This is a genomic window from Streptomyces sp. NPDC001941 (genome assembly GCF_040296945.1).
Taxonomy (GTDB): Bacteria; Actinomycetota; Actinomycetes; order Streptomycetales; family Streptomycetaceae; genus Streptomyces.
The window spans coordinates 22,287-48,775 of record NZ_JBEOYE010000059.1; the positions used below are offsets into that span (position 1 = coordinate 22,287).

30 protein-coding genes are annotated in these 26,489 nt (G+C 73.3%); 19 read left to right on the forward strand and 11 right to left on the reverse strand.

The features are described from left to right. Positions 1–23: 23 nt before the first annotated feature. From ABT160_RS31325 to mshD, 4 genes are all read right to left on the reverse strand, one after another. On the reverse strand, positions 24–434 hold the full coding sequence (locus ABT160_RS31325) for an NUDIX hydrolase (RefSeq protein WP_351651303.1): 411 nt from the start codon (positions 432–434) through the stop codon (positions 24–26). Continuing rightward, positions 431–1,363: a CHAD domain-containing protein gene (locus ABT160_RS31330; protein WP_351651304.1), complete on the reverse strand. Its 933-nt coding sequence runs from the start codon at positions 1,361–1,363 to the stop codon at positions 431–433. The genes ABT160_RS31325 and ABT160_RS31330 overlap by 4 nt, the downstream gene beginning before the upstream one ends. Next, entirely contained in the window at positions 1,350–3,575 is a 2,226-nt protein-coding gene (locus ABT160_RS31335) for an RNA degradosome polyphosphate kinase (protein ID WP_351651305.1), read from the reverse strand. The genes ABT160_RS31330 and ABT160_RS31335 overlap by 14 nt, the downstream gene beginning before the upstream one ends. Positions 3,576–3,769: 194 nt before the next feature. Then, entirely contained in the window at positions 3,770–4,690 is a 921-nt protein-coding gene (gene mshD / locus ABT160_RS31340; protein WP_351651306.1) for a mycothiol synthase, read from the reverse strand. A 212-nt stretch (positions 4,691–4,902) separates the two neighbouring features. Here mshD and ABT160_RS31345 point away from each other — a divergent pair, with 212 nt between their 5' ends. Further along, positions 4,903–6,726 carry a bifunctional metallophosphatase/5'-nucleotidase gene (locus ABT160_RS31345; RefSeq protein ID WP_351651307.1) on the forward strand — a complete coding sequence of 608 codons (1,824 nt, stop codon included), beginning with the start codon at positions 4,903–4,905 and terminating at the stop codon, positions 6,724–6,726. 134 nt (positions 6,727–6,860) lie between these two features. Continuing rightward, positions 6,861–7,718, forward strand: a complete 858-nt coding sequence (locus ABT160_RS31350) for a phosphatidylinositol-specific phospholipase C (RefSeq protein WP_351651308.1) — start codon at positions 6,861–6,863, stop codon at positions 7,716–7,718. Here the strand turns inward: ABT160_RS31350 and ABT160_RS31355 are convergent. From ABT160_RS31355 to ABT160_RS31375, 5 genes are all read right to left on the reverse strand, one after another. Further along, entirely contained in the window at positions 7,683–9,107 is a 1,425-nt protein-coding gene (locus ABT160_RS31355; RefSeq protein ID WP_351651309.1) for a sensor histidine kinase, read from the reverse strand. The two genes, ABT160_RS31350 and ABT160_RS31355, sit on opposite strands and share 36 nt — an antisense overlap. Beyond that, positions 9,104–9,817 carry a response regulator transcription factor gene (locus tag ABT160_RS31360; protein WP_351651310.1) on the reverse strand — a complete coding sequence of 238 codons (714 nt, stop codon included), beginning with the start codon at positions 9,815–9,817 and terminating at the stop codon, positions 9,104–9,106. Before ABT160_RS31360 ends, ABT160_RS31355 begins: the two co-directional genes overlap by 4 nt. A 46-nt stretch (positions 9,818–9,863) precedes the next feature. Further along, positions 9,864–11,030, reverse strand: a complete 1,167-nt coding sequence (locus ABT160_RS31365) for a S1C family serine protease (protein WP_351651311.1) — start codon at positions 11,028–11,030, stop codon at positions 9,864–9,866. 100 nt (positions 11,031–11,130) lie between these two features. Further along, positions 11,131–12,153, reverse strand: coding sequence for a LacI family DNA-binding transcriptional regulator (locus tag ABT160_RS31370; protein WP_351651312.1), 1,023 nt, complete (start codon positions 12,151–12,153; stop codon positions 11,131–11,133). A gap of 24 nt (positions 12,154–12,177) precedes the next feature. Beyond that, positions 12,178–12,948, reverse strand: a complete 771-nt coding sequence (locus ABT160_RS31375; protein WP_351651313.1) for a response regulator transcription factor — start codon at positions 12,946–12,948, stop codon at positions 12,178–12,180. Positions 12,949–13,183: 235 nt separating this feature from the next. Between ABT160_RS31375 and ABT160_RS31380 the strand changes: the two genes are divergently transcribed. From ABT160_RS31380 to ABT160_RS31415, 8 genes are all read left to right on the forward strand, one after another. Beyond that, on the forward strand, positions 13,184–13,990 hold the full coding sequence (locus ABT160_RS31380; RefSeq protein ID WP_351651314.1) for an alpha/beta hydrolase: 807 nt from the start codon (positions 13,184–13,186) through the stop codon (positions 13,988–13,990). Between the two features lie 45 nt (positions 13,991–14,035). Continuing rightward, the gene (locus tag ABT160_RS31385) at positions 14,036–14,290 is read left to right on the forward strand and encodes a MoaD/ThiS family protein (protein ID WP_351651315.1); all 255 of its coding nucleotides are present in this window, start codon (positions 14,036–14,038) and stop codon (positions 14,288–14,290) included. Between the two features lie 10 nt (positions 14,291–14,300). Continuing rightward, entirely contained in the window at positions 14,301–15,515 is a 1,215-nt protein-coding gene (locus ABT160_RS31390; protein WP_351651316.1) for a hypothetical protein, read from the forward strand. A 165-nt stretch (positions 15,516–15,680) separates the two neighbouring features. Beyond that, the gene (locus ABT160_RS31395; protein WP_351651317.1) at positions 15,681–16,370 is read left to right on the forward strand and encodes an LmeA family phospholipid-binding protein; all 690 of its coding nucleotides are present in this window, start codon (positions 15,681–15,683) and stop codon (positions 16,368–16,370) included. Positions 16,371–16,606: 236 nt separating this feature from the next. Further along, positions 16,607–16,687: a putative leader peptide gene (locus tag ABT160_RS31400; protein ID WP_350203226.1), complete on the forward strand. Its 81-nt coding sequence runs from the start codon at positions 16,607–16,609 to the stop codon at positions 16,685–16,687. Between the two features lie 146 nt (positions 16,688–16,833). Beyond that, positions 16,834–17,679, forward strand: coding sequence for a sulfurtransferase (locus ABT160_RS31405; protein ID WP_351651318.1), 846 nt, complete (start codon positions 16,834–16,836; stop codon positions 17,677–17,679). 32 nt (positions 17,680–17,711) lie between these two features. Continuing rightward, a complete protein-coding gene (locus ABT160_RS31410; protein WP_004986406.1) occupies positions 17,712–17,999 on the forward strand; it encodes a DUF1416 domain-containing protein in 288 nt (95 codons plus the stop codon). Positions 18,000–18,091: 92 nt separating this feature from the next. Then, positions 18,092–18,346, forward strand: coding sequence for a DUF3099 domain-containing protein (locus ABT160_RS31415; protein ID WP_351651319.1), 255 nt, complete (start codon positions 18,092–18,094; stop codon positions 18,344–18,346). On the opposite strand, the gene ABT160_RS31420 is transcribed toward ABT160_RS31415, so the two are convergent. Continuing rightward, positions 18,340–18,702: a DsrE family protein gene (locus ABT160_RS31420; RefSeq protein WP_351651342.1), complete on the reverse strand. Its 363-nt coding sequence runs from the start codon at positions 18,700–18,702 to the stop codon at positions 18,340–18,342. The genes ABT160_RS31415 and ABT160_RS31420 overlap by 7 nt on opposite strands. Before the next feature lie 247 nt (positions 18,703–18,949). On the opposite strand from ABT160_RS31420, the gene ABT160_RS31425 reads away from it, so the two are divergent. Genes ABT160_RS31425 through ygfZ form a run of 3 tightly spaced genes read left to right on the forward strand, consistent with a single transcriptional unit; the run spans position 18,950 to position 20,979 of the window. Further along, complete coding sequence (locus ABT160_RS31425; protein ID WP_351651320.1) at positions 18,950–19,522, forward strand: heme-binding beta-barrel domain-containing protein; 573 nt, start codon at positions 18,950–18,952, stop codon at positions 19,520–19,522. A gap of 43 nt (positions 19,523–19,565) precedes the next feature. Further along, positions 19,566–20,003 (forward strand): Fur family transcriptional regulator, encoded by a 438-nt coding sequence (locus ABT160_RS31430; protein WP_351651321.1) that lies wholly within the window; start codon positions 19,566–19,568, stop codon positions 20,001–20,003. A gap of 10 nt (positions 20,004–20,013) precedes the next feature. Further along, a complete protein-coding gene (gene ygfZ / locus ABT160_RS31435; RefSeq protein WP_351651322.1) occupies positions 20,014–20,979 on the forward strand; it encodes a CAF17-like 4Fe-4S cluster assembly/insertion protein YgfZ in 966 nt (321 codons plus the stop codon). Positions 20,980–21,022: 43 nt separating this feature from the next. Here the strand turns inward: ygfZ and dtd are convergent, their stop codons facing one another. Continuing rightward, entirely contained in the window at positions 21,023–21,448 is a 426-nt protein-coding gene (gene dtd, locus ABT160_RS31440; RefSeq protein ID WP_351651323.1) for a D-aminoacyl-tRNA deacylase, read from the reverse strand. A gap of 115 nt (positions 21,449–21,563) precedes the next feature. Here dtd and ABT160_RS31445 point away from each other — a divergent pair, with 115 nt between their 5' ends. The 6 genes from ABT160_RS31445 to ABT160_RS31470 all read left to right on the forward strand — a co-directional run bounded on the left by ABT160_RS31445 (position 21,564) and on the right by ABT160_RS31470 (position 26,461). Continuing rightward, on the forward strand, positions 21,564–22,151 hold the full coding sequence (locus ABT160_RS31445; RefSeq protein ID WP_351651324.1) for an RsiG family protein: 588 nt from the start codon (positions 21,564–21,566) through the stop codon (positions 22,149–22,151). Between the two features lie 30 nt (positions 22,152–22,181). Further along, complete coding sequence (locus tag ABT160_RS31450; protein ID WP_351651325.1) at positions 22,182–22,793, forward strand: TetR family transcriptional regulator; 612 nt, start codon at positions 22,182–22,184, stop codon at positions 22,791–22,793. A gap of 74 nt (positions 22,794–22,867) precedes the next feature. Then, a complete protein-coding gene (locus ABT160_RS31455) occupies positions 22,868–24,838 on the forward strand; it encodes a HelD family protein (protein ID WP_351651326.1) in 1,971 nt (656 codons plus the stop codon). Positions 24,839–24,966: 128 nt separating this feature from the next. Beyond that, positions 24,967–25,401: a helix-turn-helix domain-containing protein gene (locus ABT160_RS31460; protein ID WP_351651327.1), complete on the forward strand. Its 435-nt coding sequence runs from the start codon at positions 24,967–24,969 to the stop codon at positions 25,399–25,401. 25 nt (positions 25,402–25,426) lie between these two features. After that, entirely contained in the window at positions 25,427–26,014 is a 588-nt protein-coding gene (locus ABT160_RS31465; RefSeq protein ID WP_351651328.1) for a hypothetical protein, read from the forward strand. Positions 26,015–26,119: 105 nt separating this feature from the next. Next, on the forward strand, positions 26,120–26,461 hold the full coding sequence (locus ABT160_RS31470) for a DUF2516 family protein (protein WP_351651329.1): 342 nt from the start codon (positions 26,120–26,122) through the stop codon (positions 26,459–26,461). The last annotated feature ends 28 nt before the right edge of the window (positions 26,462–26,489 follow it).

Sequence of the window (26,489 nt, forward strand, 5' to 3'; positions counted from 1 at the left end):
GACGTCCGGGAGACACCCGGGGGTCAGGAGACGCGTACGGAGTTCAGGAAGGCGTCGATCAGGGTGCGGTCGCGGGGCTGGGTCAGCCGCAGCCGGGCCGCGTGCGGCGGCAGCCACAGGACCCGGTCCACCTCCGCGTTGGCGGCGAACGAGCCGCCGGTCGCCTCCGCGGCCCAGTAGGCGACCTCCTTGGGGCGCCCCTGGGCCACGTAGCGCGTGGTGGGCAGCCGCGGCCCCAGGTCGCAGGTGTGGCCGGTCTCCTCCAGGACCTCGCGGCGCGCGCAGTCCGGCAGCGACTCGGCGCGCTTGAGCTTGCCCTTGGGCAGCGACCAGTCGTCGTACTTGGGGCGGTGGACCAGACAGACCTCAAGACCGCCGTCCAGCGGGGAGCGCCGCCACAGCACGCACCCCGCCGCCAGCACCACCTGTGTCATCGCGTCGCCACCGCCGTCCTCGACCACGTCTCGACGAACGCCCGGCGCGCCGCCTCCACCTCGTGCCGCTGGTCGGCGTGCAGGATGCCCAGGGCGTACGCGGTCGCCGGGGCGATCCGGGGCGTGCGCGCCGCCGCGGCCGCCGCGGCCGCGGCCTCGGCCGCGTCCCGGTGCCGGTCCAGGGCGAGCCCGGCCTCGTACAGCACCGGGGCCGTCCCGCCGCCGCGCACCTCGCGGGCGTACCGGTGCAGCCGCAGCAGCAGCCGGGCCTGGTGCCAGGCCCCGTCCTGCGCCTCGCCGCCCACCGCGGGAGCCATCGGCAGCGTCGCCACCGCGTCGAGCAGCCGCCGCTCCACCCCTTCGGCGGCCGTGTGCAGCGCGTCGGCCTCCGGCGCGGGCGCCAGCGGCACCTCCGAGGCCAGCAGCGCGACCGCGTCGGCCACCGCGTGGAAGCGCGCGGAGCCCAGCGCCTGCAGGGCCGCCGAGTGCGCCCGGGTCCTGGCCAGGGTCAGCTGCCGCTCCAGGAGGGCGCCCGCGCGGGCCGCGCCCACGGTGAGCGAGCCCTCCGAGCGCGGGGCCGGGACGGTGGCGCCGGTGAGCCGGGCCAGCGCGTCGACCAGCCGGACCAGCCGCGACGTACAGGCGTGCTCCAGGGCCAGGGTGCCGGAGAGCCAGGCGAGCTCGGTGCGCAGGCCGTCGGCCCAGGCCGTGTCCAGCAGGGCCCGGTAGGTGTGCAGGGCCGCGCTGATGCGCCGGGCGGAGGAGCGCAGCGCGCGGGCCGCCTGCTCGGCGCCCGCGGTGTCGGCGCCGGCCTCCCGGTGCACCCGCAGGCTGCGCAGGAAGTCCCCGGCCCGGGCGTGCAGATAGGGGGAGAGCGGGTCCCGGACCGGGACCTGGCCGTCCGTGACCTGGCTGTCAGGGTTGAGCACGCCTGCGCCTCCGGGCGTCGATGAGCATCTCCTGTACGTGCCGCAGCGGCTGGCCCTCCGGGTCGGCCGAGTGCCGGGTCCAGCCGCCGTCCGGGCCGAGGTGCCAGGAGGCGGTGGAGTCGGACATGCCGGTCTCCAGGAGCCGGGTGAGGGCCGCGCGGTGGGCCGGGTCGGCGACCCGGACCAGGGCCTCGATGCGGCGGTCGAGGTTGCGGTGCATCATGTCGGCGCTGCCGAGCCAGACCTCGGGCTCGCCGCCGTTGCCGAAGGCGAAGACCCGGGAGTGCTCCAGGAAGCGGCCGAGCACCGAGCGGACCCGGACGTTCTCCGACAGTCCGGTGACGCCGGGGCGCACCGCGCAGATGCCGCGCACCCAGACGTCGACCGGGACGCCGGCCATCGAGGCCCGGTACAGGGCGTCGATGACGGCCTCGTCGACCATCGAGTTGACCTTGATCCGGACGTAGGCGGGCCGCCCGGCGCGGTGGTGGGCGACCTCCTTGTTGATCCGGGAGACCAGGCCGTCGCGCAGCGACTTGGGGGCGACGAGCAGGCGCCGGTAGGTCTCGCGGCGGGAGTAGCCGGAGAGCCGGTTGAAGAGGTCGGAGAGGTCCGCGCCGACCTGCGGGTCGGCGGTGAGCAGGCCGAGGTCCTCGTAGAGCCGGGCCGTCTTGGGGTGGTAGTTGCCGGTGCCGACGTGGCTGTAGCGGCGCAGGGTGTCGCCCTCCTGGCGCACCACCAGCGACAGCTTGCAGTGCGTCTTGAGGCCGACCAGGCCGTAGACGACGTGGCAGCCGGACTCCTCCAGCTTGCGGGCCCACTTGATGTTGGCCTGCTCGTCGAAGCGGGCCTTGATCTCGACGAGGACCAGGACCTGCTTGCCGGACTCGGCGGCGTCGATCAGCGCGTCCACTATCGGGGAGTCGCCCGAGGTGCGGTACAGCGTCTGCTTGATGGCCAGCACGTCCGGGTCGGCGGCGGCCTGCTCCAGGAAGGCCTGCACGGAGGTGGAGAAGGAGTCGTACGGGTGGTGCAGCAGCACGTCCCGCTCGCGCAGCGCCGCGAAGATGTCGGGCGCCGAGGCGGACTCGACCTCGGCCAGGTCGCGGTGGGTGCCGGCGACGAACTTGGGGAACTTCAGCTCGGGCCGGTCCAGGGCGGCGATGCCGAACAGGCCGGTGAGGTCGAGCGGTCCCGGCAGCGGGTAGACCTCGGCGTCGGAGACCTTCAGCTCGCGCACCAGCAGGTCCAGGACGTAGGGGTCGATGGACTCCTCGACCTCCAGGCGCACCGGGGGGCCGAAGCGGCGCCGGGTGAGCTCCTTCTCCAGGGCCTTGAGGAGGTTCTCGGCGTCGTCCTCCTCGACCTCCAGGTCCTCGTTGCGGGTGACCCGGAACATGTGGTGGGCCAGTACCTCCATGCCCGGGAACAGCTCCTCCAGGTGCGCGGCGATGACGTCCTCCAGCGGGACGTAGCGCTGCGGGGAGGCCTCCAGGAAGCGGGAGAGCAGCGGGGGCACCTTCACGCGGGCGAAGTGCCGGTGGCCGCTGACCGGATTGCGTACGACCACGGCCAGGTTCAGGGACAGGCCGGAGATGTACGGGAAGGGGTGGGCCGGGTCGACGGCGAGCGGGGTGAGGACCGGGAAGATCTGCTGGCGGAACAGGGTGAAGAGGCGGGCCTGCTCCTTCTCGGTGAGCTCGGGCCAGCGGATCAGGTGGACGCCCTCGTCGGCCAGGGCCGGGGCGACGTCCTGTTGGAAGCAGGCGGCGTGCCGGGCCATCAGCTCGCGCGAACGGGTCCAGATCAGCTCCAGGACCTCGCGGGGCTGCAGGCCGGAGGCGGAGCGGGTGGCGACGCCGGTGGCGATGCGGCGCTTGAGGCCGGCCACCCGCACCATGAAGAACTCGTCCAGGTTCGAGGCGAAGATGGCGAGGAAGTTAGCCCGTTCGAGGAGCGGGGTGGCCGGGTCCTCGGCGAGTTCGAGCACCCGCTCGTTGAAGGCGAGCCAGCTGCGCTCGCGGTCCAGGAAGCGGCCCTGCGGCAGTTCGGCGCCGCCGTCGGCACCCTCGTCGTACGCGTCCAGGTCGGCGTCGAGGTCGGGCTCCAGGTCGGACACGGTGGCGGCGACGGTGTGCGGGCGGTGCGCGGCTATGGAACCGACGGACGGCTGGACGTGCTGGACCGGGACCTCGGCGGGCTGCTGCTTCATGGACCCATTCTTCCGCGCGAGGGGGTTCTCGGGCGCGTCGGAGCGAGCCGGGACGTCGGGGTGCATTCGTCGAGCGTCGCAAGCGCGTCTGAATGGCCGGTAACGACGACATGACGTACCGGACACCGGGACGGGGAGCCGAGGGGTCGTGGCCCCCCGTTTCTTTGCGCCCGCGACGCCCCCCGGCGGGAGTCCTACGACTCGGCGCGGTACATCAGGTCGACCTCGTGGGTGCGGAAGCCCAGGCGTTCGTACACCTTCACCGCCGCCACGTTGTCCGCGTCCACGTACAGCATCGCCGTCGGCAGCCCCTGGGCGGCCAGGTGGCGCAGGCCGATCGCGGTGAGGGCCTTGCCGAGGCCGCCGCCCTGGGCGGCCGGGTCGACGCCGACCACGTACACCTCGCCGAGCCGCTCCTCGGCGTGCGTCTTCGTCCAGTGGAAGCCCGCGAGGCGCCCGTCGCGCTCGGCCAGGAAGAAGCCCTTGGGGTCGAACCACGGCTCGGCCTTGCGGTCGTCCAGGTCGCGCTGGGTGAGCGAGCCCTGCTCGGGGTGGTGGGCGAAGGCGGCGGCGTTGGCGGCGAGCCAGGCCGCGTCGTCCCGGCCGGGCACGAAGGTGCGTACGGTGACGCCCTCGGGGAGCGTGGGCTCGGGCACGTCGAGCGGGGCCAACGGGCGCCGCATCTGGCGCAGTTCGCGGAACAGGGTGAGCCCGAGGACCTGGGCCAGGTGCCGGGCGGCGGGCTTGCCGCCGTGGGCCCAGGCCCGCAGCCGCTTGCCGCTCCCGTCGAGCAGGGCGGTGCCCAGCGCGCGCCCGTGGCCGCGGCCGCGGTGGTCGGGGTGCACGACCAGCTCGGCGGCCGGGGCCTCCACCGGGTCGGTGTCCTCCAGCTGGGCGTAGCCGACGAGTTCGCCGGAGACGTCGAGCAGCAGGTGGCGCACGCCCTCGCGGCGCCCGCCGCGCAGCTGCAGGCGGCCCTGCTCGGAGACGGCCTGGACGCCGTCGGCGCGGGCGGCCGCGGCGAGCAGGGCGAGCACCTCGGCGGCCTGTTCGGGGCCGAGCTCGTCGAGGGTGCGGATCTGGCGGCCGGGTTCGGGGGCGGCGGAGTCAGTCATGGCTCCGAGGGTACGGCGCCGGGAAGGGGAGCAGATCGGGGTGAAGGGCGCATAGGGGGCGTACGTAGGGCGCCGAAGGGGGCCAAAGCCCCCGTCCGCAACCAGCTCGTAACCCGAACCCCCTGTCGAGCTACGCGCGTTGACCCTAGGCTGCGCGCAGACCGAATGACCCTAGGGTCACGCTGGACTCATCGAAGGCACAAAGGGGACAGATGTCAGCGACACCGCCCAGGAACCGTGCGGCCCGCCGCATACTCGCCGCAGCCGCCGGACTGACCACGGTCGGCGCCCTCGTGGCGGCGTTGCCGTCCGCGGCCGGCGCCCACGACCGCGGCCACGGGCACAAGCCCGGGCGCACGGTCGACGTGCAACTGCTCTCCTTCAACGACCTGCACGGCAACCTGGAGGCCCCGCAGGGCTCCTCCGGCACCGTGACCGAGCGGCAGCCCGACGGCACCACCAAGACGGTGCCCGCGGGCGGCGTCGAGTACCTGGCCACCCACCTGCGCGCGGCGCGCGAGGGGCAGGAGTACTCGGTGACCGCCGCGGCCGGCGACATGATCGGCGCCTCCCCGCTGATGTCCGGCCTGTTCCACGACGAGCCCACCATCGAGGCGCTCAACAAGCTGGACCTCGACGTCACGAGCGTGGGCAACCACGAGTTCGACGAGGGCCGCGCCGAGCTGCTGCGCATGCAGGACGGCGGCTGCCACCCGACGGCCGGCTGCTTCGAGAAGAAGGACAACGGCAAGCCCAAGAAGTTCAAGGGCGCCGACTTCCCGTACCTGGCGGCGAACGTCACGGACGAGAAGAGCGGCCGGCCGGTCCTCGCCCCGTACTGGGTGTGGAAGCACAAGGGCGTCAAGGTCGGCTTCATCGGCGTGACCCTGAAGGGCACCCCGAACGTGGTGACCGCCGAGGGCGTCAAGGGCCTGAAGTTCGGCGACGAGGCCGAGACGATCAACAAGTACGCCAAGGTGCTGGAGCGCCAGGGCGTGAAGTCGATCGTGGCGCTGGTGCACGAGGGCGGCGCCCCGGCGTCCGGCTCGTACAACTACGACTGCGACAGCCCGGGCCCCGGCGACGGCATCTCCGGCCCGATCGTGGACATCGCCAAGAAGGTGTCCCCGCAGGTCGACGCGCTGGTCACGGGCCACACCCACCAGGCGTACGCGTGCACCATCCCGGACCCGGCGGGCAAGCCGCGCATGGTGACCTCGGCGGCCTCCTTCGGGCGGCTGTTCACGGACACCACGCTGACCTACGACCGCCGCACCGACGACATCGTCCGCACCTCGGTGCGCTCGATGAACCACGTGGTCGACCGCACCGTGCCCAAGGCCGCGGACATGACGGCGCTGATCAACCGCTGGAACACGCTGGCCGCCCCGGTGGCGAGCCGCCCGCAGGGCTTCATCTCGGCGGACATCAACGGCCGCGGCTCCAACGCCCCGGAGAAGCCGCTGGGCGACCTGATCGCCGACGCGCAGCTGGCGGGGCTCGCCCCGGCGGACAAGGGCGGCGCGCAGATCGCGTTCATGAACCCGGGCGGCATCCGCTCGGACCTGGCGTACAAGGCGTCGGGCAGTGAGGGCGACGGCGTCGTGACGTACGGCGAGGCGTTCACCGTGCAGCCGTTCACCAACATGATGAACGTGGTCGACCTGACCGGCGCGCAGGTCGTCGAGGCGCTCAAGCAGCAGGTGAGCGGGTCCAACCAGGCCTCGCCGAAGATCCTGCAGGTCTCCAAGGGCCTGACCTACACGCTGGACCTGACCAAGACCGGCGCGGCCCGGATCGACGTGGCCTCGGTGAAGCTCAACGGCGAGGCGCTGGACCCGGCCAGGACCTACCGGGTCGCGATGAACGAGTTCCTCGCGGGCGGCGGCGACGGCTTCGCGGCGCTGGGCCAGGGCAAGAACAAGCTGGTCGGCGCCTCCGACCTGGACGTGTTCAACGCCTACCTGGCGGCCAACTCCTCGGCCACCGCCCCGCTGGCCCCGCCGGCGGCGGACCGCATCACCGTGGTCCAGTAGCGGTCGTCCCGCAGCGGTCCTCTTCGTAGGACCCGGGTGACATCGGGGGCGCCGGGCCCAAGGGCCCGGCGCCCCTCGCGCGTCGCCCGTACGCACCCTTCCGCATTGGCATGCACCCGCCATAACCTGCGCGCATGGAGCGACGCAGATTTCTCGTCGGGGCCCTCGCGGCCTCCGGGGCGGTCGTGCTCGGCGCGAGCCCCAGCCGGGCGCGGACCCTCACCACCCAGGACTGGATGGCGGCCAGACCCGACGCCACCGCCCTGCGCGACCTCACCATCCCCGGCAGCCACGACTCCGGCGCCCGCTTCGGCGGGCCCTGGACCGAGTGCCAGAACACCACCATCGCCGCGCAACTCGCCTCCGGCATCCGCTTCCTGGACGTCCGCTGCCGGGTCACCGGCGAGTCCTTCGCCATCCACCACGGCGCGTACTACCAGAACATGATGTTCGGGGACGTGCTCATCGCCTGCCGGGACTTCCTCGCCGCCCACCCCTCCGAGACCGTCCTGATGCGGGTCAAGCAGGAGTACTCCGAGGAGTCCGACGCGGTCTTCCGGCGGATCTTCGACAACTACCTGGACGTACGCGGCTGGCGCTCCCTCTTCCGCATCGGCGACGGGCTGCCCGCCCTCGGCGAGGCGCGCGGCCGGGTCGTCCTGCTCGCCGACAACGCGGGCCTGCCAGGCGTGCGCTGGGCCGACGGCGGCCTCTTCGACGTCCAGGACGACTACATGGCCGAGCCCGGTGCCAAGTACCCCGAGGTCGAGGCGCAGTTCCGCAAGGCCGCCACCCAGCGCGGCAAGCTGTACGTCAACTTCGTCTCCACCGCCGCGCTGCTGCCGCCGCGCTGGAACTCCGACCGCCTCAACCCGAAGGTGCACGCCTTCCTCGACGGCGCGGGGTCCGGCTACCGGGGCCTGGGCATCGTCCCGCTGGACTTCCCGAACACCCGCTCAGGCCTGGTGGAGTCGCTCATCCGGCACAACTGACAGCTCCGGCGGCGGCGTCGGCGCACCCGGCAGCCGGATCACGGCCCGGGTGCCGCCGCCCTCCGCCGCGGTGAGCGCCACCTCGCCGCCCGCCTGGCGCACCGTGCGCGCCACGATCGACAGGCCCAGGCCCGAGCCGGGCAGCGAGCGGGCCGACGGAGAGCGCCAGAACCGGTCGAAGACGTGCGGCAGCTCCTCCGGCGCGATCCCGGGCCCGTGGTCCCGTACGGTCAACCGGCCCAGGGAGAGCGCGACTTCGACGGTGCCGCGCGGCGGGGAGAACTTCACCGCGTTGTCCAGCACGTTCACCACCGCCCGCTCCAGCGCCGCCTGCTCGCCCCGTACGTACCAGGGCGCCAGGTCCGCCGTGATCGTCAGCTCGGGGCCGCGCAGCCTGGCCCGCTCCAGGGCGGCCCGGGTGATGTCGTGCAGGCCCACCACCTCCAGCGGGCCCGGCGCCACCGCCTCCGGGCGGGACAGCTCCTGGAGGTCGCCGATCAGCGAGGCCAGCTCCGTCATCTGCGCCTTCACCGACGCCATCAGCGCCCTGCGGTCGTCGGGCGGGATCGCGCGCCCGGTCTCCTCGCTGCGGGCGAGCAGCTCGATGTTCGTGCGCAGCGAGGTCAGCGGGGTGCGCAGCTCGTGCCCCGCGTCCGCGATCAGCTGCGCCTGCCGGTCGCGCGAGGAGGCCAGCGCGGCGGTCATGGCGTTGAACGAGCGGGAGAGCCGGGCGATCTCGTCCTCGCCCTCGACCGGGATGCGCACGGTGAGGTCCTCGGTGCGGGCCACGTGCTCCACGGCCCCGGCCAGCCGGTCCACCGGCTTCAGCCCGGCCCGCGCCACCCAGAGCCCGGCCGCGCCGGCACCGAGCACGCCGACGCCCGCGAGCACGGTGAGCAGCAGGGCCAGCCGGTTCATCGTGGCGTCGATCTCGGTCAGCGGACGGGACAGGCTCACCGCGACGAGCTGGCCCTGGGGCGTGCGCTGGAGCACGGTGTGCACGCGGACGGGGGCACCGGTGTCGGTGACGCTGTCGTGCAGGCTGTCGTCGAGCTCGCCGTTGAGGACCTGGACGTCCTCGGGCTCGACCCGGACGCCGAAGGAGTCCTGGGCGACGCAGCGCTGCCCGTCGCCCACGACGAGCTGGGAGTAGGCGAAGCCGGCCCGCGGCGGGGGCGGCGGGGAGGGGTTGCACTGCCGCGCCATGTCGTTCAGGGCCGCCGTCGAGACCATCGAGTTCTTCAGCGAGTTGTCCAGCTCGTCCTTCAGCTGCGCCCTGGTGACGAACCAGCACGTCACGGCCACGGCCGCCACGGCCACCGCCACCGCCACCGCCGTCAGCAGCGCCAGGCGCGAGCGCAGCGGCAGGGCGTGGAAGCGGCGGATCACCCCTCACCGCCGGGGCGCAGGACGTACCCGACGCCGCGCACGGTGTGCACCAGGCGCGGCTCGCCACCGCCCTCGGTCTTGCGCCGCAGGTACATCACGTACACGTCCAGGGAGTTAGAGGAGGGCTCGAAGTCGAAGCCCCAGACGGACTTCAGGATCTGCTCGCGGGTGAGTACCTGGCGCGGGTGCGACAGGAACATCTCCAGGAGCGTGAACTCGGTGCGGGTCAGCTCCACCCGGCGCCCGTCCCGGGTCACCTCGCGGGTCGCCAGGTCCATCCGCAGGTCCTCGAAGGAGAGCACGTCGCCCTCCTCGGCCTCCTGCGGGCCGCTCGCGTACGCGCTGCGCCGCAGCAGGGCCCGGACCCGGGCGAACAGCTCGTCCAGCTCGAACGGCTTGACCAGGTAGTCGTCGGCGCCCGCGTCGAGCCCGGTGACCCGGTCGCCCACGGTGTCGCGGGCGGTGAGCATCAGGATCGGCACGGTCGAGCCGGCGGCCCGCACCCGGCGGGCCGCGGTCAGCCCGTCCATCCGCGGCATCTGGATGTCGAGGACGATCAGGTCGGGCGCGTACGCCTCGGCCTTGGCCAGGGCGTCGAGTCCGTCCACGGCCACCTCGGTGCCGTACCCCTCGAAGGCGAGGCTGCGCTGGAGCGCCTCGCGCACGGCGGGCTCGTCGTCCACGATGAGGATGCGTTCGCCTGCGTTCATGCCCTCAGCCTCGCACGCCGTCCCCGGGTCCCCCGGTCCCCGCTCCTCAGGAGTTGCCGCCGCCACCGCTGCCGCCCGAGCGCAGGCTGTCCAGGTCGGCCTTGACCGTGTTGATCGGGATGGCGAAGCCGAGGCCGACGCTGCCCGCGCCGGAGCCGCTGCCCGCGCCCGAGCTGGGCGAGTACATCGCGGAGTTGATGCCGACGATGTTGCCGTTCATGTCGATGAGCGCGCCGCCGGAGTTGCCCGGGTTGAGCGAGGCGTCGGTCTGCAGCGCCTTGTAGGTGGTCTTGGAGTCGCCGGTGTCGCCGTTGAACTGCTGGCCGCCGAACTCGAACGGCCACTCCTGGCGCCCGCGCGGGTCCTGCTGCTGGCCGTCGCCGCTGCCGCCCTGGTCCTTGGCGACGGTCACGTCGCGGTCCTTGGCGGAGATGATGCCGCTGGTGACGGTGCCGGTCAGGCCCTCGGGGGAGCCGATGGCCACCACCTGGTCGCCCACCTGGACCTTGTCGGAGTCGCCGAGCGAGGCCGCCTTGAGGCCGCTGGCGCCCTGGAGCTTGATCAGCGCCAGGTCCTTGTCGGGGTCGGTGCCGACCACCTTGGCGTCGTAGGTCTTGCCGTCGCTGGTGCGCACCTTGATCTGGGAGGCGCCGGAGACGACGTGGTTGTTGGTGATGATCTCGCCGTCGCCGGTGATGATCACGCCGGAGCCGGTGGACTTGCCGGAGCCGGAGGTGGCGTTGATCTCGACGATCGAGGGGGAGACGCCCCGCGCGATCCCGGTGACCGTGCCCTTGTCGGACTGGGAGATGCCGGTGCCGCTCACGCCGCCCGCCGAGGAGCCGTCGTTCTTGCCGGTCAGCTCGGTGACGAGCGCGGAGGCGCCGCCGCCGACGACCGCGGCCGCGATCGCGACCGCCGCGAGCAGGGCGACCGGGCGCTTGGCGCGCCGCCGGTCGGGGGCCGGGGCGGGGGCCGCGGGCAGGGTGGCCGTCGCGGGGACCTGGTGCCCGGAGGGCCAGACGGTGGTGCCGGGGCCCGCCGCGTAGGGCTGCGCGGGCTCGTAGGGGGGCGGCGGCGGGTAGCTGCCGCCGGGGGCCGTGGCGGGGGCGCCGTGCTCCCCGTGGCCGTCCTGGCCGTTGCCGTACCCCTGGCCGCCGTGTCCCTGGCCCTGACCCTGGTTGTCGCCGCCGCCGCGGTAGTAGTCCGTCATGGGTACGACTCTGTGCGCCGTACATGAGAGCCGTCTGAGTACGTGGTGAGAAGCCCGGCAGAACCGCGTATGCCCGATGTAAGGGCGCCCGCGGGGAGGGTCAGCCGCAGCCGCAGGAGCGGCGCACGATCAGCGCCGAGGGGAAGAGCCGCACCCGCTCGCGGCGCGACCCGGCCACCCGCAGCCCGTCGTCGAGCACCAGGTCCACGGCCGCGCGGGCCATCGCCGGGCGGTCGGAGGCGATCGTGGTGAGCGGCGGGTCGGTCAGCGCCGCCTCCTTCACGTCGTCGAAGCCGGCCACGGCCAGCTCGCCCGGCACGTCGATGCGCAGCTCGCGGGCGGCCCGCAGCACGCCGATGGCCTGGTCGTCGGTGGCGCAGAAGATGGCCGGCGGCCGGTCGGGCCCGGCCAGCAGCTCCAGGGCGACCCGGTAGGCGTCGTAGCGGTTGTACGGGGCCTCGATGAGCCGGCCCTCCACCGAGCGCCCGGACTCCAGCATGGCCCGGCGCCAGCCCTCGACGTGGTCGGCGACCGGGTCGCCGACGGACGGGGTGTTCTCCACCCCGCCGATGCACGCCACGTACGCGTGCCCGTGCTCCAGGAGGTGGCGGGTGGCGAGCTGGGCGCCGCCGATGTCGTCGGTGACGACCGCGACGTCGTCCATCGCCTCGGGCCGCTCGTGCAGCAGCACCACCCGGGCGTCCCAGGCCTCGATCTCGCTCGCGGCCTGCTCGCTCATGCCCTGGCTGACCAGGATCAGGCCGGAGACCCGCATCCCGAGGAAGGCCCGCAGGTAGTGGACCTCGCGCTCGGTGCGGTAGTCGGAGTTGCCGACCAGGACCATCTTCCCGCGCTCGGCGGCGGCCTGTTCGACGGCGTGCGCCATCTCGGCGAAGAAGGGCTGGCGGGCGTCGGGGACGATCATGCCTATGAGGTCCGTGCGCCGCGAGGCCATGGCCTGGGCGACCCGGTCCGGCCGGTAGCCGAGCTCCTTGATCGCGGCGAGGACACGCTCGCGCGTGGCCGGGGCGACCGGCCGGGGTCCGTTGTTGATGACGTAGCTCACGACGGCGGTGGAAGTACCCGCAAGTCGCGCCACGTCATCCCGCGTCACCTTGGCCACGCGCGGCAGTCTACGCGGGGTGACCTACCGGGTGGCAGGTCGTACCGCGGCTTCTTCCGGCTGCTCGGGGGGCCCGGCGGCGTCCTCCGTCCGGGTGGCCGCGGCCTCGGCCGCCCGCTCGGCCTTCTCCGGCACCACGAAGCGGTAGCCGACGTTGCGGACGGTCCCGATCAGAGACTCGTGCTCGGGGCCGAGCTTGGCCCGCAGCCGCCGTACGTGCACGTCGACGGTGCGGGTGCCGCCGAAGTAGTCGTAGCCCCAGACCTCCTGCAGCAGCTGGGCGCGGGTGAAGACCCGGCCCGGGTGCTGCGCGAGGTACTTGAGCAGCTCGAACTCCTTGAAGGTCAGGTCCAGGACCCGGCCCTTCAGCTTGGCGCTGTACGTCGCCTCGTCCACCGACAGGTCGCCGTTGCGGATCTCCATGGGGGAGTCGTCGGCGCCCAGCTGCTGGCGGCCCAGCGCGAGCCGCAGCCGCGCCTCGACCTCGGCCGGTCCCGCGGTGTCCAGGAGCACGTCGTCGATGCCCCAGTCGGCGGTGACGGCCGCCAGGCCGCCCTCGGTGACCACGAGCACCAGCGGACAGCCGGGGCCGGTGGAGCGCAGCAGCTGGCACAGGCTGCGCACCTGCGGCAGGTCGCGGCGCCCGTCGACCAGGATCACGTCGGCGCCCGGGGTGTCCACCAGGGCGGGGCCCTCGGCGGGTGCCACCCGCACGCTGTGGAGCAGCAGTCCGAGGGCGGGGAGCACCTCCGTGGACGGCTGGAGGGCGTTGGTCAGGAGCAGCAGGGAGCTCATCCCCGACCACCCGCCTCGGTCGTACGGATCTCGTGCACGGTTCGCTCGCCCATAACGTCGGTTCCTCCTCGGTCCCTGCGAGGACGTTTGCGGCACTGCTTCGTACTGCTGTCGTACTTCTCGCTCTCTCGCGCCCTTGAGAGCGTTCGGTAACCCGGTCGTAACAACGGCCGGGAAACACAAAAGGACCCGGGGGCTGCTTCGCCCGGATCCTTCGCCCGCCAGAATAGCCCACATGAGTTCCGCGTCAGAGGGCCGATTTCACACTGCGGATGTTTCCTGGATCACTTCCGGTCCTCGGCGAGCCACCCTGCGCACGTCCGACGGCATCCCCGTGGAGGCCCGCTACGAGCCCTGCGAGCAGGGGCCCGCGGAGACGGCGGTCGTCGTCGCGCACGGCTTCACCGGCTCCCTCGACCGCCCCGCCGTGCGCCGCGCCGCCAGGGCGTTCGCCCAGCGTGCGGCGGTCGTCACGTTCTCCTTCCGGGGCCACGGGCGCTCCGGCGGGCGCTCCACGGTCGGCGACCGCGAGGTGCTCGACCTGGCCGCCGCCGTCGCCTGGGCGCGCGAGCTGGGCCACCCCCGGGTGGTGACCGTCGGCTTCTCGATGGGCGGCTCGGTGGTGCTGCGGCACGCGGCGTCGCACGAGGGGCGCACGGAAGCGCGCACCGACGCGGTGGCCGCGGTCAGCGCGCCCGCCCGCTGGTACTACCGGGGGACCGCCCCGATGCGGCGGCTGCACTGGGTGGTGACCCGACCGGTGGGGCGCCTGGTGGGCCGCTACGGCTTCGGCACCCGCATCCACGACCGCGACTGGGACCCGGTGCCGCTGTCGCCGGTGGAGTCGGTGCCGCTGATCGCGCCGACGCCGCTGCTCGTGGTGCACGGCGACCGCGACCCGTACTTCCCGCTGGACCACCCGCGCTCGCTCGCCGCCGCCGGTCCGTGCGAGCTGTGGCTGGAGGCGGGCATGGGGCACGCGGAGAACGCCGCGGACGACGCACTGCTGGCCCGGCTGACGGCCTGGCTGGTGCCCGGATAGCCCATCATGGAGGGCGGCGCGCACACGAACGAGAGGAGTGCCGCTATGGCAGCGGGGACCATCCGCTACTGGGCCGCGGCCAAGGCCGCCGCCGGGACCGCCGAGGAACCGTACGCGGCGGACACGCTGGCCGACGCCCTGGAGGCGGCCCGGGCCGCGCACCCGGGCGAGCTGGTGCGGGTACTGCTGCGGTGCTCCTTCCTGGTGGACGGCAACCCCGTGGGTACCCGGGCGCATGAGACGGTACGGCTGGCCGAGGGCGGCACGGTCGAGGTGCTCCCGCCGTTCGCAGGAGGGTGACCCGCACAGCATGAGCGACGACCAGCAGTACCCGTACGACCCGTACGCCACGCAGACCTGGCAGGGGCAGACCTGGGACACCCAGTACCAGCCCCCGGTGCCCGAGGCCGACGCCGAGCGGACGGCCTACCTGCCGCCGCAGAACTCCGGCGCCCAGCCGCTGCCGCCCGAGCAGCCCCACGACCCGTACGCGGCCCAGGACGGCCGGTCCTACGGGCAGCAGGCCACCGGTGAGCAGCCCTACGGGTCCTACGGCGGGCAGCAGCCCTCCTACGGGGGCGCGCAGCCGGGGACGGACGGTTCGTACGGGTACGGGCAGCAGGCCGCCGGCTACGCCGAGCCCTACCACCAGGACCCGTACGCGGCCCCGGCCCCCGAGGCGTACGCGCCCGCCGAGCCGACCCCGTACGCCCAGGCCGCCGCCGACGCCGCGCCCTACGGCGCCCCCGTGACCACCGGCCACGCCCGGGTCACCGACGCCCAGCGCGCCCGCGCCGAGGGCCGCTCGCCGATCATCGACCCCGGCCTCAGGCCCGCCGCGCTCACCGCGGTCCTCGGGCTGCTGCTCGCGGGCGGCGCGGCACTCGGGCAGTACGCGCTGCTGGTGCCGCTGGTGCTGCTCCAGGCGGTCACCGCGGCCGGCTGGTTCCGGCTCAACGGTATGTGGCCGGCCCGTCAGGGCATCGCGCTGGCCTTCGCGGGCGGCCTGACCGCCGACATCGCGCTGCTCGCGGCCGGGCGGGCGAACGCGCCCGCCGCGATCCTGGGCACCCTCGGCGTGTGGGTGCTGCTGTCGCTGGTGCTCCAGATGCGCTCGCACGCCGAGCCGGACGAGCGGATGTACGGGCTGATGGCGACGGTCACCTCGGCCGCGCTGGCCGTGGTGGCCACCGGCTGGCTCGCCGCCGACCCGGACGCGGTCGTGGTGGGCGCGCTGGGCGTCGCCGCGGCGACCGTGGCCCGCGCCCTGCCGCTGCCGGGCGTCGCCTCCGTGGCCGTCGCGCTGCTGGCGGGCGCCGGCGCGGGCATCGCCGCGGGCGGGGCGACCGGCCTGGGCGCCTCGGGGGCGCTGCTCGGCGCGGCGGCCGGCGGCTGCGCGCTGATCGGGCTGCGGGTGGCCGCCTACGACTACCCGTCGAAGTTCGTGCACATGACCGCGGGCGTCGCGCTGCCGCTGGCGGCGGCGGCCCCGGCGGCCTACCTGCTGGGCCGCGCGCTCGTCTGAGAGGTGCGCCGGGGTGCCCTTCCGGGGCACCCCGCCGCGCCCGCGCCCGGGCCGTGGTGGAACCATCGGCTCCCCCCGCACGTCGATCAGTGGAGTCGGGGGTAGACGTACTGGCGTACGACCGGCGTACGGCCGGCGCACGAAAGGGCTGGGGGACACCGGGCAATGCGCGCACTTCGAACTCTTCTGATCCTCGCGGTCGTCCTGGGCGGCATATTCGTCCTGGTCGACCGGCTCGCCGTGAACTACGCGGAGTCCGAGGCGGCCGACCGGATCCGGCTGTCCCAGGGCACCGTGGGCTCCAAGGAGGTCTCCATCGGGGGCTTCCCGTTCCTGACCCAGGTGCTGGGCAAGGAGCTGGACGAGGTCGACGTGAAGCTCACCGACCTCCAGGCCACCGCCGGGAACCGCCCGGTGCGCATCACCGAGATGAACGCGGCCCTGCGCGACGTGAAGATCGGCGGCAACTTCTCCAGCGCCGTGGCCGCCACCGCCACCGGCACCGCCCGGATCTCCTACGCCGACCTCTCCCGCGCCGCCGAGGAGAACATCACGGTGGCCTACGGCGGCAGCAACAAGGTGAAGGTCACCGGCTCGGTGACCGTCCTGGGCCGCTCGCTGACCCGCAGCGTCGTCTCCTCGGTCTCCCTGGTGGACGGCAGCACCATCCGGGTCCATGCCGACGAGGTGCCCGGCGAGGGCATTCCCGGCCTGGAGGACCTGGTCCGCAAGCGCACCGACTTCGACCGCCGCATCGGCGGGCTGCCCTCCGGCCTCAAGCTCACCAAGGTGGAGCCCAAGCCGGACGGGGTGGAGATCACGGTCACCGGATCGAACGTCGTACTGGCGGGCTGACCAGGACTGACCCGGGCCGACCTGGGCCGGTCCGGAGGCGGCGGGCGCGGGGAAGCGGCCCGTCTCAGCATGTGGCCCGGAGGCGTCCGCTCCGTAGATGGGCGGCGTCCACCGGGCGTCAGCGGGGCCCCGGGGCGACCCCCGGGGCCCTTGTGCGTCCCGCATGTCGGACGATCGCGTCTCATGATGCGACACACCGGTGACATGGCCGCCCGTCCGTCCCTACGATCGGACGCATGAAGCGACAGGCGGATCTCACGAAGCGGCGGGCAGTGGACCTGTGCCGCGTCGCCGCCATGCTCTGTCGCACCGTCTGAGCGGGCCCTTCGCGACCCGCGTTCTCAAGGCCCCGGACCCCTAGCCACGCCCGGCATCCCAAGGGCCGCTCCCGTGTACGTACGCCGTGCCGTGCCGCAGGCGTATCCGCACCACAAGCCCCGCACTGCCCCGGAGGAGAATCAGCATGAGCCGCAGCGACGTCCTGGTAGACGCCGACTGGGTCGAGGCGCACCTCGAGGACCCCAAGGTCGCCGTCGTCGAGGTGGACGAGGACACCTCGGCGTACGACAAGAACCACATCAAGAACGCGATCCGCATCGACTGGACCAAGGACCTCCAGGACCCGGTGCGCCGCGACTTCATCGACCAGGAGGGCTTCGAGAAGCTCCTCTCCGCCAAGGGCATCGCCAACGACACCACGGTCGTGCTCTACGGCGGCAACAACAACTGGTTCGCCTCCTACGCCTTCTGGTACTTCAAGCTCTACGGCCACCAGGACGTCAAGCTCCTCGACGGCGGCCGCAAGAAGTGGGAGCTGGACTCCCGCGACCTGGTCGACGGCTCCCAGGTGCCCGAGCGCGCGGCCACGGACTACAAGGCCCAGCCGCAGGACAGCTCCATCCGCGCCTTCCGCGACGACGTCGTGAACGCGATCGGCACCCAGAACCTGGTCGACGTGCGCTCGCCCGACGAGTTCAGCGGCAAGCTGCTCGCCCCGGCGCACCTGCCGCAGGAGCAGTCGCAGCGCCCCGGCCACGTGCCCAGCGCCCGCAACATCCCGTGGTCGAAGAACGCCAACGACGACGGCACCTTCAAGTCGGACGACGAGCTGCGCGCCCTCTACGCCGACGAGCAGGTCGACCTGGCGAAGGACACCATCGCGTACTGCCGCATCGGCGAGCGCTCCGCGCTGACCTGGTTCGTGCTGCACGAGCTGCTGGGCGTGGAGAACGTCAAGAACTACGACGGCTCGTGGACCGAGTACGGCTCCCTGGTCGGCGTGCCGATCGAGCTCGGCGCCAACAAGTAACCCCTTCACCTCTGACACCCAAGGAGTACGACATGTGCGGAGCGAAGGCCGGCGGCCCCGACGCCTCGACGATCAAGCCCGGTGAGACCACCATCCAGGGCCAGGTGACCCGCGACGGCGAGCCCGTCACCGGTTACGTGCGCCTGCTCGACTCGACCGGTGAGTTCACCGCCGAGGTCCCGACCTCGGCCACCGGCCAGTTCCGCTTCTACGCGGCCGAGGGCACCTGGACCGTCCGCGCGCTGGTGCCGGGCGGCACCGCCGACCGCACGGTCGTGGCGCAGCAGGGCGGCCTCGCCGAGGTGGCCATCGCGGTCTGAGCGACCGCGCACGCGAACGGGCCGGAGGGCCGCACCCCAGGGGTTGGACGCCACTGGATCGGGGTGCGGCCCTCCGGTCGTACGCTGGAGGCATGTACGCGCGACGACGTCACGCCTACTTCCTGCTGATGGGGACGTGCCTGGCGCTCTTCGTCTCCGCCTGGGCCTTCGTGCGCCTGTGGTCGGTGCCCGTCGCCGTGGGCATGTGCGTGGTGGCCATGGTCATCCCGCCGCTCGCCGCGATGGTGGCCAACCGCAAGGGGCCGGAGGACCGCTGGTGGGACGATCCCCCGGACGGCCCCGGCGGCGGGAAGCGGAACGGGAACGAGCGGCGGCGCGGTCAGTAGACCAGGGCCTGGACGCCCTCGGCCATGACCTCGCTGACGAACACCTGGGCGCCCGCGATCCGGGCGCCCCCGACCAGGTCGCCCTCCGTCACGCCCCGGCGCGCGGCGCACTGCGTGCACACGGTCAGCGTCCCGCCGGCCAGCACCGAGTCGATCAGCTCCGGCAGCGGCGCCGCGTGCGGCAGCTCGAACTCCGCCGCCCGTCCCGGCAGCGCGAACCAGGTGGCCTCGCCCGTCAGCCAGAGGGAGACCTCCACGCCGCTGGCCACGGCCACGGCGGCGACCGTGAAGGCCTGGGAGCAGCGCTCCGGGGCGTCGGCTCCGGCGGTCACCTTGATCACGAGCTTCTTCGACATGGTCGGCATGGCCCGAACAGTAGCCGCCTGGCGGAACCTCACGGAGTGGGGTGGCGGACCACCCATTAGGCTGGGGACCGGCCATCAGCCCACCCGCTCATCCGAGGAGCACGCCGTGCTTGAGGCAGTCTTCACTTCCCTGCTGGTCCTGGTCTGCGTCGGCGTCGCCGCCTTCTCCGTCCTGACCGTGAAGAAGCTGTACCAGGGTCAGCGCTAACACTTCCACGAGAGATCGCCAGAGCTGCTCATGATCCAGATCCCGTCCGACCTGAACCCGGACCTCGTCCCCCTCGCGTTCCTCCTCGGCACCTGGGAGGGCGCGGGCGTCTCCGACTTCCCGGGCGCCGAGAAGTGCAACTTCGGCCAGTCCGTCACCTTCAGCCACGACGGCCGGGACTTCCTCGAGTACCACTCGCACTCCTGGGTCCTCGACGCCGAGGGCAACAAGGTGAAGCCGCTGGAGAGCGAGAGCGGCTACTGGCGCGTCGACAAGGACCGCAAGGTCGAGGTCGTCATGGTCCGCGACCAGGGCGTCGTGGAGGTCTGGTACGGCGAGCTGGCCGCCCAGAAGCCGCAGATCGACCTGGTCACCGACGCCGTGGCGCGCACCGCGGCCTCCGGCCCGTACAGCGGCGGCAAGCGCCTGTACGGGTACGTGAACAGCGACCTGATGTGGGTGGGCGAGAAGTCCACGCCGGACGTCGAGCTGCGCCCCTACATGTCGGCGCACCTGAAGAAGGTCGTCACGCCCGAGGAGGTCGAGGCCATGGCCAAGAGCCTGGGCGACCTCCCCGACGACGGCATCGCCTTCTTCAAGTAGGACGCCCGGTCCGTGCCCGCCGCGCCGCCCTACACTGGGCGGTGTGGTGAGCACCGACTGGAAGAGCGATCTGCGGCAGCGCGGCTACCGGCTGACGCCCCAGCGACAGCTCGTGCTGGAGGCCGTGGACACCCTCGAACACGCGACGCCCGACGACATCCTGAGCGAAGTGCGCAGGACCGCCTCCGGCGTGAACATCTCCACCGTCTACCGGACCCTGGAGCTCCTGGAGGAGCTGGGCCTGGTCAGCCACGCCCACCTCGGGCACGGCGCCCCGACCTACCACCTGGCCGACCGGCACCACCACCTGCACCTGGTGTGCCGGGACTGCACGGACGTGATCGAGGCGGACGTGGAGGTGGCCGCGGAGTTCACCGGCAAGCTGCGCGAGGCCTTCGGCTTCGACACCGACCTCAAGCACTTCGCGATCTTCGGCCGGTGCGGGAAATGCGCCGGTCGGGACGGGGACGCCGAGTCGTAGGCTGGGGCTCATGAAGAGCCCTTTGCTGTCCCTGCCCGGCGCCGTCCCCGCCGAAGGCCGTGACGAAGGCGTCGCCGCGCACTACGGCGACCTGTTCCGCGAGCAGCGCGCCCTCGCCGACGGCACCGGCCTCGTCGACCTCTCCCACCGCGGCGTCGTCACCGTCTCCGGCGACGACCGCCTGAGCTGGCTGCACCTGCTGCTGACCCAGCACGTCAGCGAGCTGCCCGCGCACACGGCGACCGAGGCGCTGATCCTGTCGGCCAACGGCCACATCGAGCACGCCCTGTACCTGGTGGACGACGGCGCGACGGTGTGGGCGCACGTGGAGCCGGGCACCCAGGAGGCGCTGATCGCCTACCTGGAGTCGATGAAGTTCTTCTACCGGGTCGAGGTCGCCGACCGCACCGACGCGTTCGCGGTGGTGCACCTGCCGGCCGGCTCGATCGCCCCGGTGCCCGACGGCGCGGTGGCGCGGGAGACCGCGCACGGCCGCGACCTGTTCCTGCCGCGCGAGGACCTGGAGGAGTACGCCTCCGCGCACGGCCCAGTCGCCGGGATCCTGGCGTACGAGGCGCTGCGCGTGGAGGCGCACCGCCCGCGCCTGGGCCTGGAGACCGACCACCGGACCATCCCGCACGAGCTGGGCTGGATCGGTGGCGCCGTGCACCTGCAGAAGGGCTGCTACCGGGGCCAGGAGACCGTCGCGCGCGTCCACAACCTGGGGAAGCCGCCGCGCCGCCTGGTCTTCCTGCACCTGGACGGCAGCGAGGTGCTGCTGCCGGGGCCCGGCACCCCGGTGCGGCTGGCCGCGGACGGCGAGGAGGGCCGCCAGCTGGGCTTCGTCACCAGTTCGGCCCGCCACCACGAGCTGGGCCCGATCGCGCTGGCCCTGGTGAAGCGGAACGTCCCGCTGGACGCCCCGCTGCTGGCGGGGAACACGGCGGCGGCCCAGGAGGTCGTCGTCGAACCCTGAGCCGCGCCCCGTACGCGCGCTCGTACGCGCACGCGTGCCGCTCCTACATCTCGATCAGCACCGTGAACGGGCCGTCGTTCGTGAGCGAGACCCGCATGCTCGCCCCGAAGCGGCCCGTCTCCACGGTCGCCCCCAGCGCCCGCAGCTGCGCCACCACCTCGTCGACCAGCGGCTCGGCGACCTCGCCGGGGGCCGCCGCGTTCCAGGTGGGCCTGCGGCCCTTGCGGGCGTCCCCGTAGAGGGTGAACTGCGAGATCACCAGCAACGGGGCGTTCGCGTCCGAGCAGGACTTCTCGCCGTCGAGCATCCGTACGGACCACAGCTTGCGGGCCAGCTGCGCCGCCTTCTCCTTGGTGTCCTCGTGGGTCACCCCCACCAGCACGCACAACCCCTCTCCGGTGATCTCACCGACGGTCTCCCCGGCCACCACGACGCTCGCGCCGTCGACTCTCTGCACCACTGCACGCATACAGACCAACCTATCTGGGGCTGAACGGGTGCAGACCGCCTGCACCGGGACCCCCGCAAGTGGCACCATGCCTGTCAGGCGGTGCGTCGCGCACCGGTCGAGGGGACGGAAGACGATGAGCACACCTGGCGCCGGACAATCGGCCGGCTCCGCACCCATGTCCGCCGTGGACGCGGCGGCCCGCCGCCCGCCCGCGCAGCGGTCCGCCGAGGCGCCCCCGGGCGCCGTCCTCGACCTCGGGGCGCTGCGGCTGCCCGAACTGCGCGCGCTGCGGCGGGTGTCACAGGGCGACGAGGCCGATCTCAGTTACGTACGGAGGCTGTTGCAGGGCCGGATCGACATCCTGCGGGCCGAGCTGGCGCGGCGTGCGGGGCCGCAGGTGCCGGTGGTGGACCGGCTCTCCGAGATCCTCGCCGACTCGCCCTCGCGGCACCGCAGTTCGGCCCGGCACGTGACGCTGTCGACGCCGCGCGGGGAGGAGTACCGGCGGCTGGCCGCCGAGATGCTCTCCGAGGTGGAGCTGTCGGACCTGGACTCCCTCACCGACGAGGAGCTGCACGACGCGATGGGCCGGCTGGCCCGCTACGAGCAGCAGGTCTCGCGCCGCCGCCAGGAGCTCCAGCGCACCGCCGACGACTGCAGCGCGGAGATCGCCCGCCGCTACCGCGAGGGCGAGGCCCAGGTCGACGACCTGCTGACCTGAGCGCCGCGCCGGTGCGTAGGCTTCGGCCCCATGAGTGCTGAGCTGGGGCTGCGCGAGCGCAAGAAGCGGCAGACGTACCGGGCGATCTCCGAGGCCGCGATCGCCCTGTTCCTCGACAAGGGCTTCGACGCCGTCTCCGTGGCGGAGGTCGCGGCGGCGGCCGAGGTGTCCAAGCCGACCCTGTTCCGCTACTTCCCGGCCAAGGAGGACCTGGTCGTCCACCGGTTCGCCGACCACGAGGACGAGTTCGCGCGGGTGGTCGCGGGACGCGGCGACGCCTCCCCGCTGGACGCCCTGCACCGCCACCACCTGGACGGCCTGGACCGGCGTGACCCGGTGACCGGGCTGAGCGACGAGCCGGGCGTGCTGTCCTTCATGCGGCTGCTGTACGGGACGCCGAGCCTGGTCGCCCGGATGCAGACCTACCAGCAGCGCTCCGAGGAGGCGCTGGCCCGGGAGCTGGGCGACGGGCTCGCCGGACGGCTCGCGGCGGCGCAGGTCGTGGCGGTGCTGCGGGTGCTGGCCCTGGAGAACTACCGGCGCATCGACGCGGGGGAGGCCCTGGCGGTGGTGGAGCCGGACGCCCGCGCGGCGGCGGGCCTGGCCTTCCGGCAGCTGGCCCGAGGGGTGGAGGCGGGCTAGGGCTTCGGTGGAGCGCGGCTGATTCTTGTTGTTACTCAGTAACATTTCTTACCGAGTAAAGCTACCCTGTCCCCATGACGACGAACCTCAGGGACCTCACCCACCAGCTCACCGAGGAACGCGCCTACCACGACCGCTGCCGCGACGCCCTGGCCGCCATGGTCGAGGGGGCCGACGAACAGGTCGTCTCCGGCGAGGACGTCGCCGCCTCCGGGGCCGACGCCGAGGCGCTCGGCTACTTCCTGCGCACCCGGGCCAAGGAGCTGCGCGAAGAGCCAGAGAGCCCGCTCTTCTTCGGCCGCCTCGACCTCGCCGACGGCCAGGAGCACCACATCGGCCGCCGCCGGGTCAGCGAGCACCCGGCCGCCCCGCCCCTGGTCATCGACTGGCGGGCGCCCGTCTCGCGGACCTTCTACCAGGCCACCGCCCGTGACCCGCAGGGCGTCCTGGTGCGCCGCCGGTTCGGCTGGGCGCCCTTCTCCAAGGGCGACTGGGGCGACCTGACCGGCATGGAGGACGAGCGCCTGGCCGACGGCGAGAGCGGCCCCAGCGCGATCGTCGCCGGCGAGATCGAGCGGCCCCGGGTCGGCCCCATGCGCGACATCGCGGCCACCATCCAGCCCGAGCAGGACGACCTCGTACGGGCCGGCCTCGCCACCTCCGTCTGCGTCCAGGGCGCCCCCGGCACCGGGAAGACCGCCGTGGGCCTGCACCGCGCGGCGTACCTGCTCTACACCCACCCGCGCCGGATCCAGCGCGGCGGCCTGCTGATCCTCGGGCCCAACCGCACCTTCCTGTCCTACATCTCCGAGGTGCTCCCCGCGCTCGGCGAGATCGACGTCCGGCAGACCACCGTCGAGGACGAGGTCGCCCGGCACGAGGTGCGGGCCGAGGACGGACCGGCCGCCGCGCTGGTCAAGAACGACGCGCGGATGGCGGACGTGCTGCGCCGGGCGCTGTACGCGCGGGTGGGCGTGCCCGGCGACGGGCTCGCGGTGCCCGACGGCTCGTACCGCTGGCGGCTCTCGCGCGAGGAGCTGGAGGAGATCGTCCGGGGTGTGCGCGAGGAGGAGCCGGCGTACGCGGTCGGGCGCGAGCGGGTGCGCTCGCGGGCCGTGCGCGCCCTCCAGCTCCAGGCCGAGCGGCGGGCCGGGCCGGTGGGCGGCGCCTGGGTGCAGAAGATCTCCCGGGCCAGGCCGCTGTCCGCGTTCGTCGACGCCTGCTGGCCGAAGGTGACGCCCGAGGAGGTGCTCGCCGCGTTCCTCACCGACCCCGGCGACGAGGAGCTGACGGCGGACGAGCGCGCCGCGCTCCGCTGGGCGAAGCCGCCGCGCTCCCCCAGGTCCGCCACGTGGTCGGTGCACGACCTGGTCCTGCTGGACGAGCTGGCCGGACTGGTCGAACGCCCCCAGGGCTACGGCCACATCGTCGTCGACGAGGCCCAGGACCTCTCCCCGATGCAGTGCCGGGCCATCGCCCGCCGCGCCGGCTTCGGCTCGCTCACCGTCCTCGGCGACCTGGCCCAGGGCACCACCCCCTGGGCCGCCCGCAGCTGGCCCGAGCAGCTGGCGCACCTGGGCAAGCCCGATGCCGCGCTGACCCCGCTGACCACCGGTTTCCGGGTCCCGGCGGCGATCGTGGAGCTGGCCAACCGGCTGCTCCCCGCGCTCGGCGTGGACGTGCCGCCGGGCCGCTCGATGCGCCCGGACGGCGAGGTGGCGCTGCGCCGGGTGCCGGACGTGGTCGCGGGGGCGGCCGAGGCGGTCCGCGCCGCGCTCGCGCACGAGGGCTCGGTGGGCGTGCTGGCCCCGCAGCCGCTGGTCGGGCCGCTGGCGGAGGCGGTCGGCGCGGACCCGAGGGTCACGGTGCAGCCCGCGACACTGGCCAAGGGCCTGGAGTACGACCACGTGGTGGCCGTGGAGCCGGCCGACATCGTGGACGCCGAACCGGGCGGCCTGCGGCGGTTGTACGTGGTCCTGACCCGCGCGGTCTCCCGCCTGGACGTGGTCCACGCCCGGCCGCTTCCCGCGGCGCTGGCGGGGTAGGGGACGCCGGCGGGGCGGCGGACGCCGGGGCGGGGCCCGGGGGTTGAGCGGGCGGCGCGAGTGTTGCGCGTAGCACTTTTGCAAGCAGTCGCTTGCAATTGTTAGCAGGGATGGCGCACCATCGGGGCATGGCATCACTCAACGTCGGCAACCTCGGCGAGTACCTGCGCGAGCAGCGGCGCACCGCGCAGCTGTCCCTGCGTCAGCTCGCCGACGCCGCCGGGGTGTCCAACCCGTACCTGAGCCAGATCGAGCGCGGGCTGCGCAAGCCGAGCGCCGAGGTCCTCCAGCAGGTCGCCAAGGCCCTGCGGATCTCGGCCGAGACGCTGTACGTGCGCGCCGGGATCCTGGACGAGCGGGAACGCGAGGAGCTGGAGACGCGAGCCGTCATCCTCGCCGACCCGTCGATCAACGAGCGGCAGAAGCAGGTGCTGCTCCAGATCTACGCGTCGTTCCGCAAGGAGAACGGCCACGACGACGCCGCACCGGGAACGGACCCCGACACCGCCGAGGACGGCCCCCGCACGGCCGACGGCAGTGGTGCCGCCAACCCCCAACTCTGACCTGCGATCCGGGAGGACCACAGTCATGGCCATCACCGAGGACATCCGCAAGGCAGTCACCGACCCGACCCCCCTGTACTTCCTCGTCGGCGCGGGCGAGGCCGCGGTCGAGCAGGCCAGGAAGGTCCCGGGCATCGTCGAGCAGATCGCCGCCGAGGCCCCCGGCCGCATCGAGGCCGTGCGCAAGACCGACCCCAAGGCCGTCCAGGACAAGGTCGTCACCCGCGCCAAGGAGGCCCAGGCCACCGTCCAGGCCCGGGCCACCGAGGTCCTGGGCAACCTCGACAAGCTCGGCGAGACCGTGCAGAACGCCGCCCTGCGCGGCGTCGGCATCGCCGCCGAGTACGCGGTGAAGGCCCAGGAGACCTACGAGCGCGTCGCCGAGCAGGGCGAGCAGACCGTGAAGGCCTGGCGCGGCGAGGCGGCCGAGGAGATCGCCGAGATCGCCGTCGCCGTCGAGCCCGACCCGGAGCCGAAGGCCGAGCCGGCCCCGGCCACCGAGCCCGCCACCGCGTCCGCCGAGGACCCGGCCGCCAAGAAGGCCGCCCCGGCGAAGAAGACGAGCACCCCGCGCAAGACGGCCGCGAAGAAGACCGAGCCGGCCGCCGAGTAAGGCGTACGCGACAGCGCCCCGGGCACGATCACCGTGCCCGGGGCGTTGTTACCGGTACCTTGGCCGCGAGGCGCTCCAACCCCAGACGAGGCGGTGTTCATCGCGATGCTGATCGCGGGATTCAGCTGGTTCATGCTCCTGCTCAACCTGGCCATGCTGGTCTTCGCCGCCGTGGCGCTGGCCCAGGCGGTCCTGGCGCGCGGCGACGCGTACCGCGCGGCCGACAAGCAGAGCAAGAAGTTCTGGACGGTCCTGCTCGGGATCACGCTCCTGGTGAACGTGCTGACCTGGGTGCTGCCCTCGCTGCTCTTCCTGCAGATCGCCGGACTCGTCGCGACCATCGTCTTCACGGTCGACGTGCGCCCCGCGCTGCGCCGGGTGACCGGCGGCGGCCGCCGCGGCTCCAGCAGCGACGGCCCCTACGGCCCGTACAACGGCGGCCGCTGACCGGCCTCCGGGCGGACGGCGCTATTTT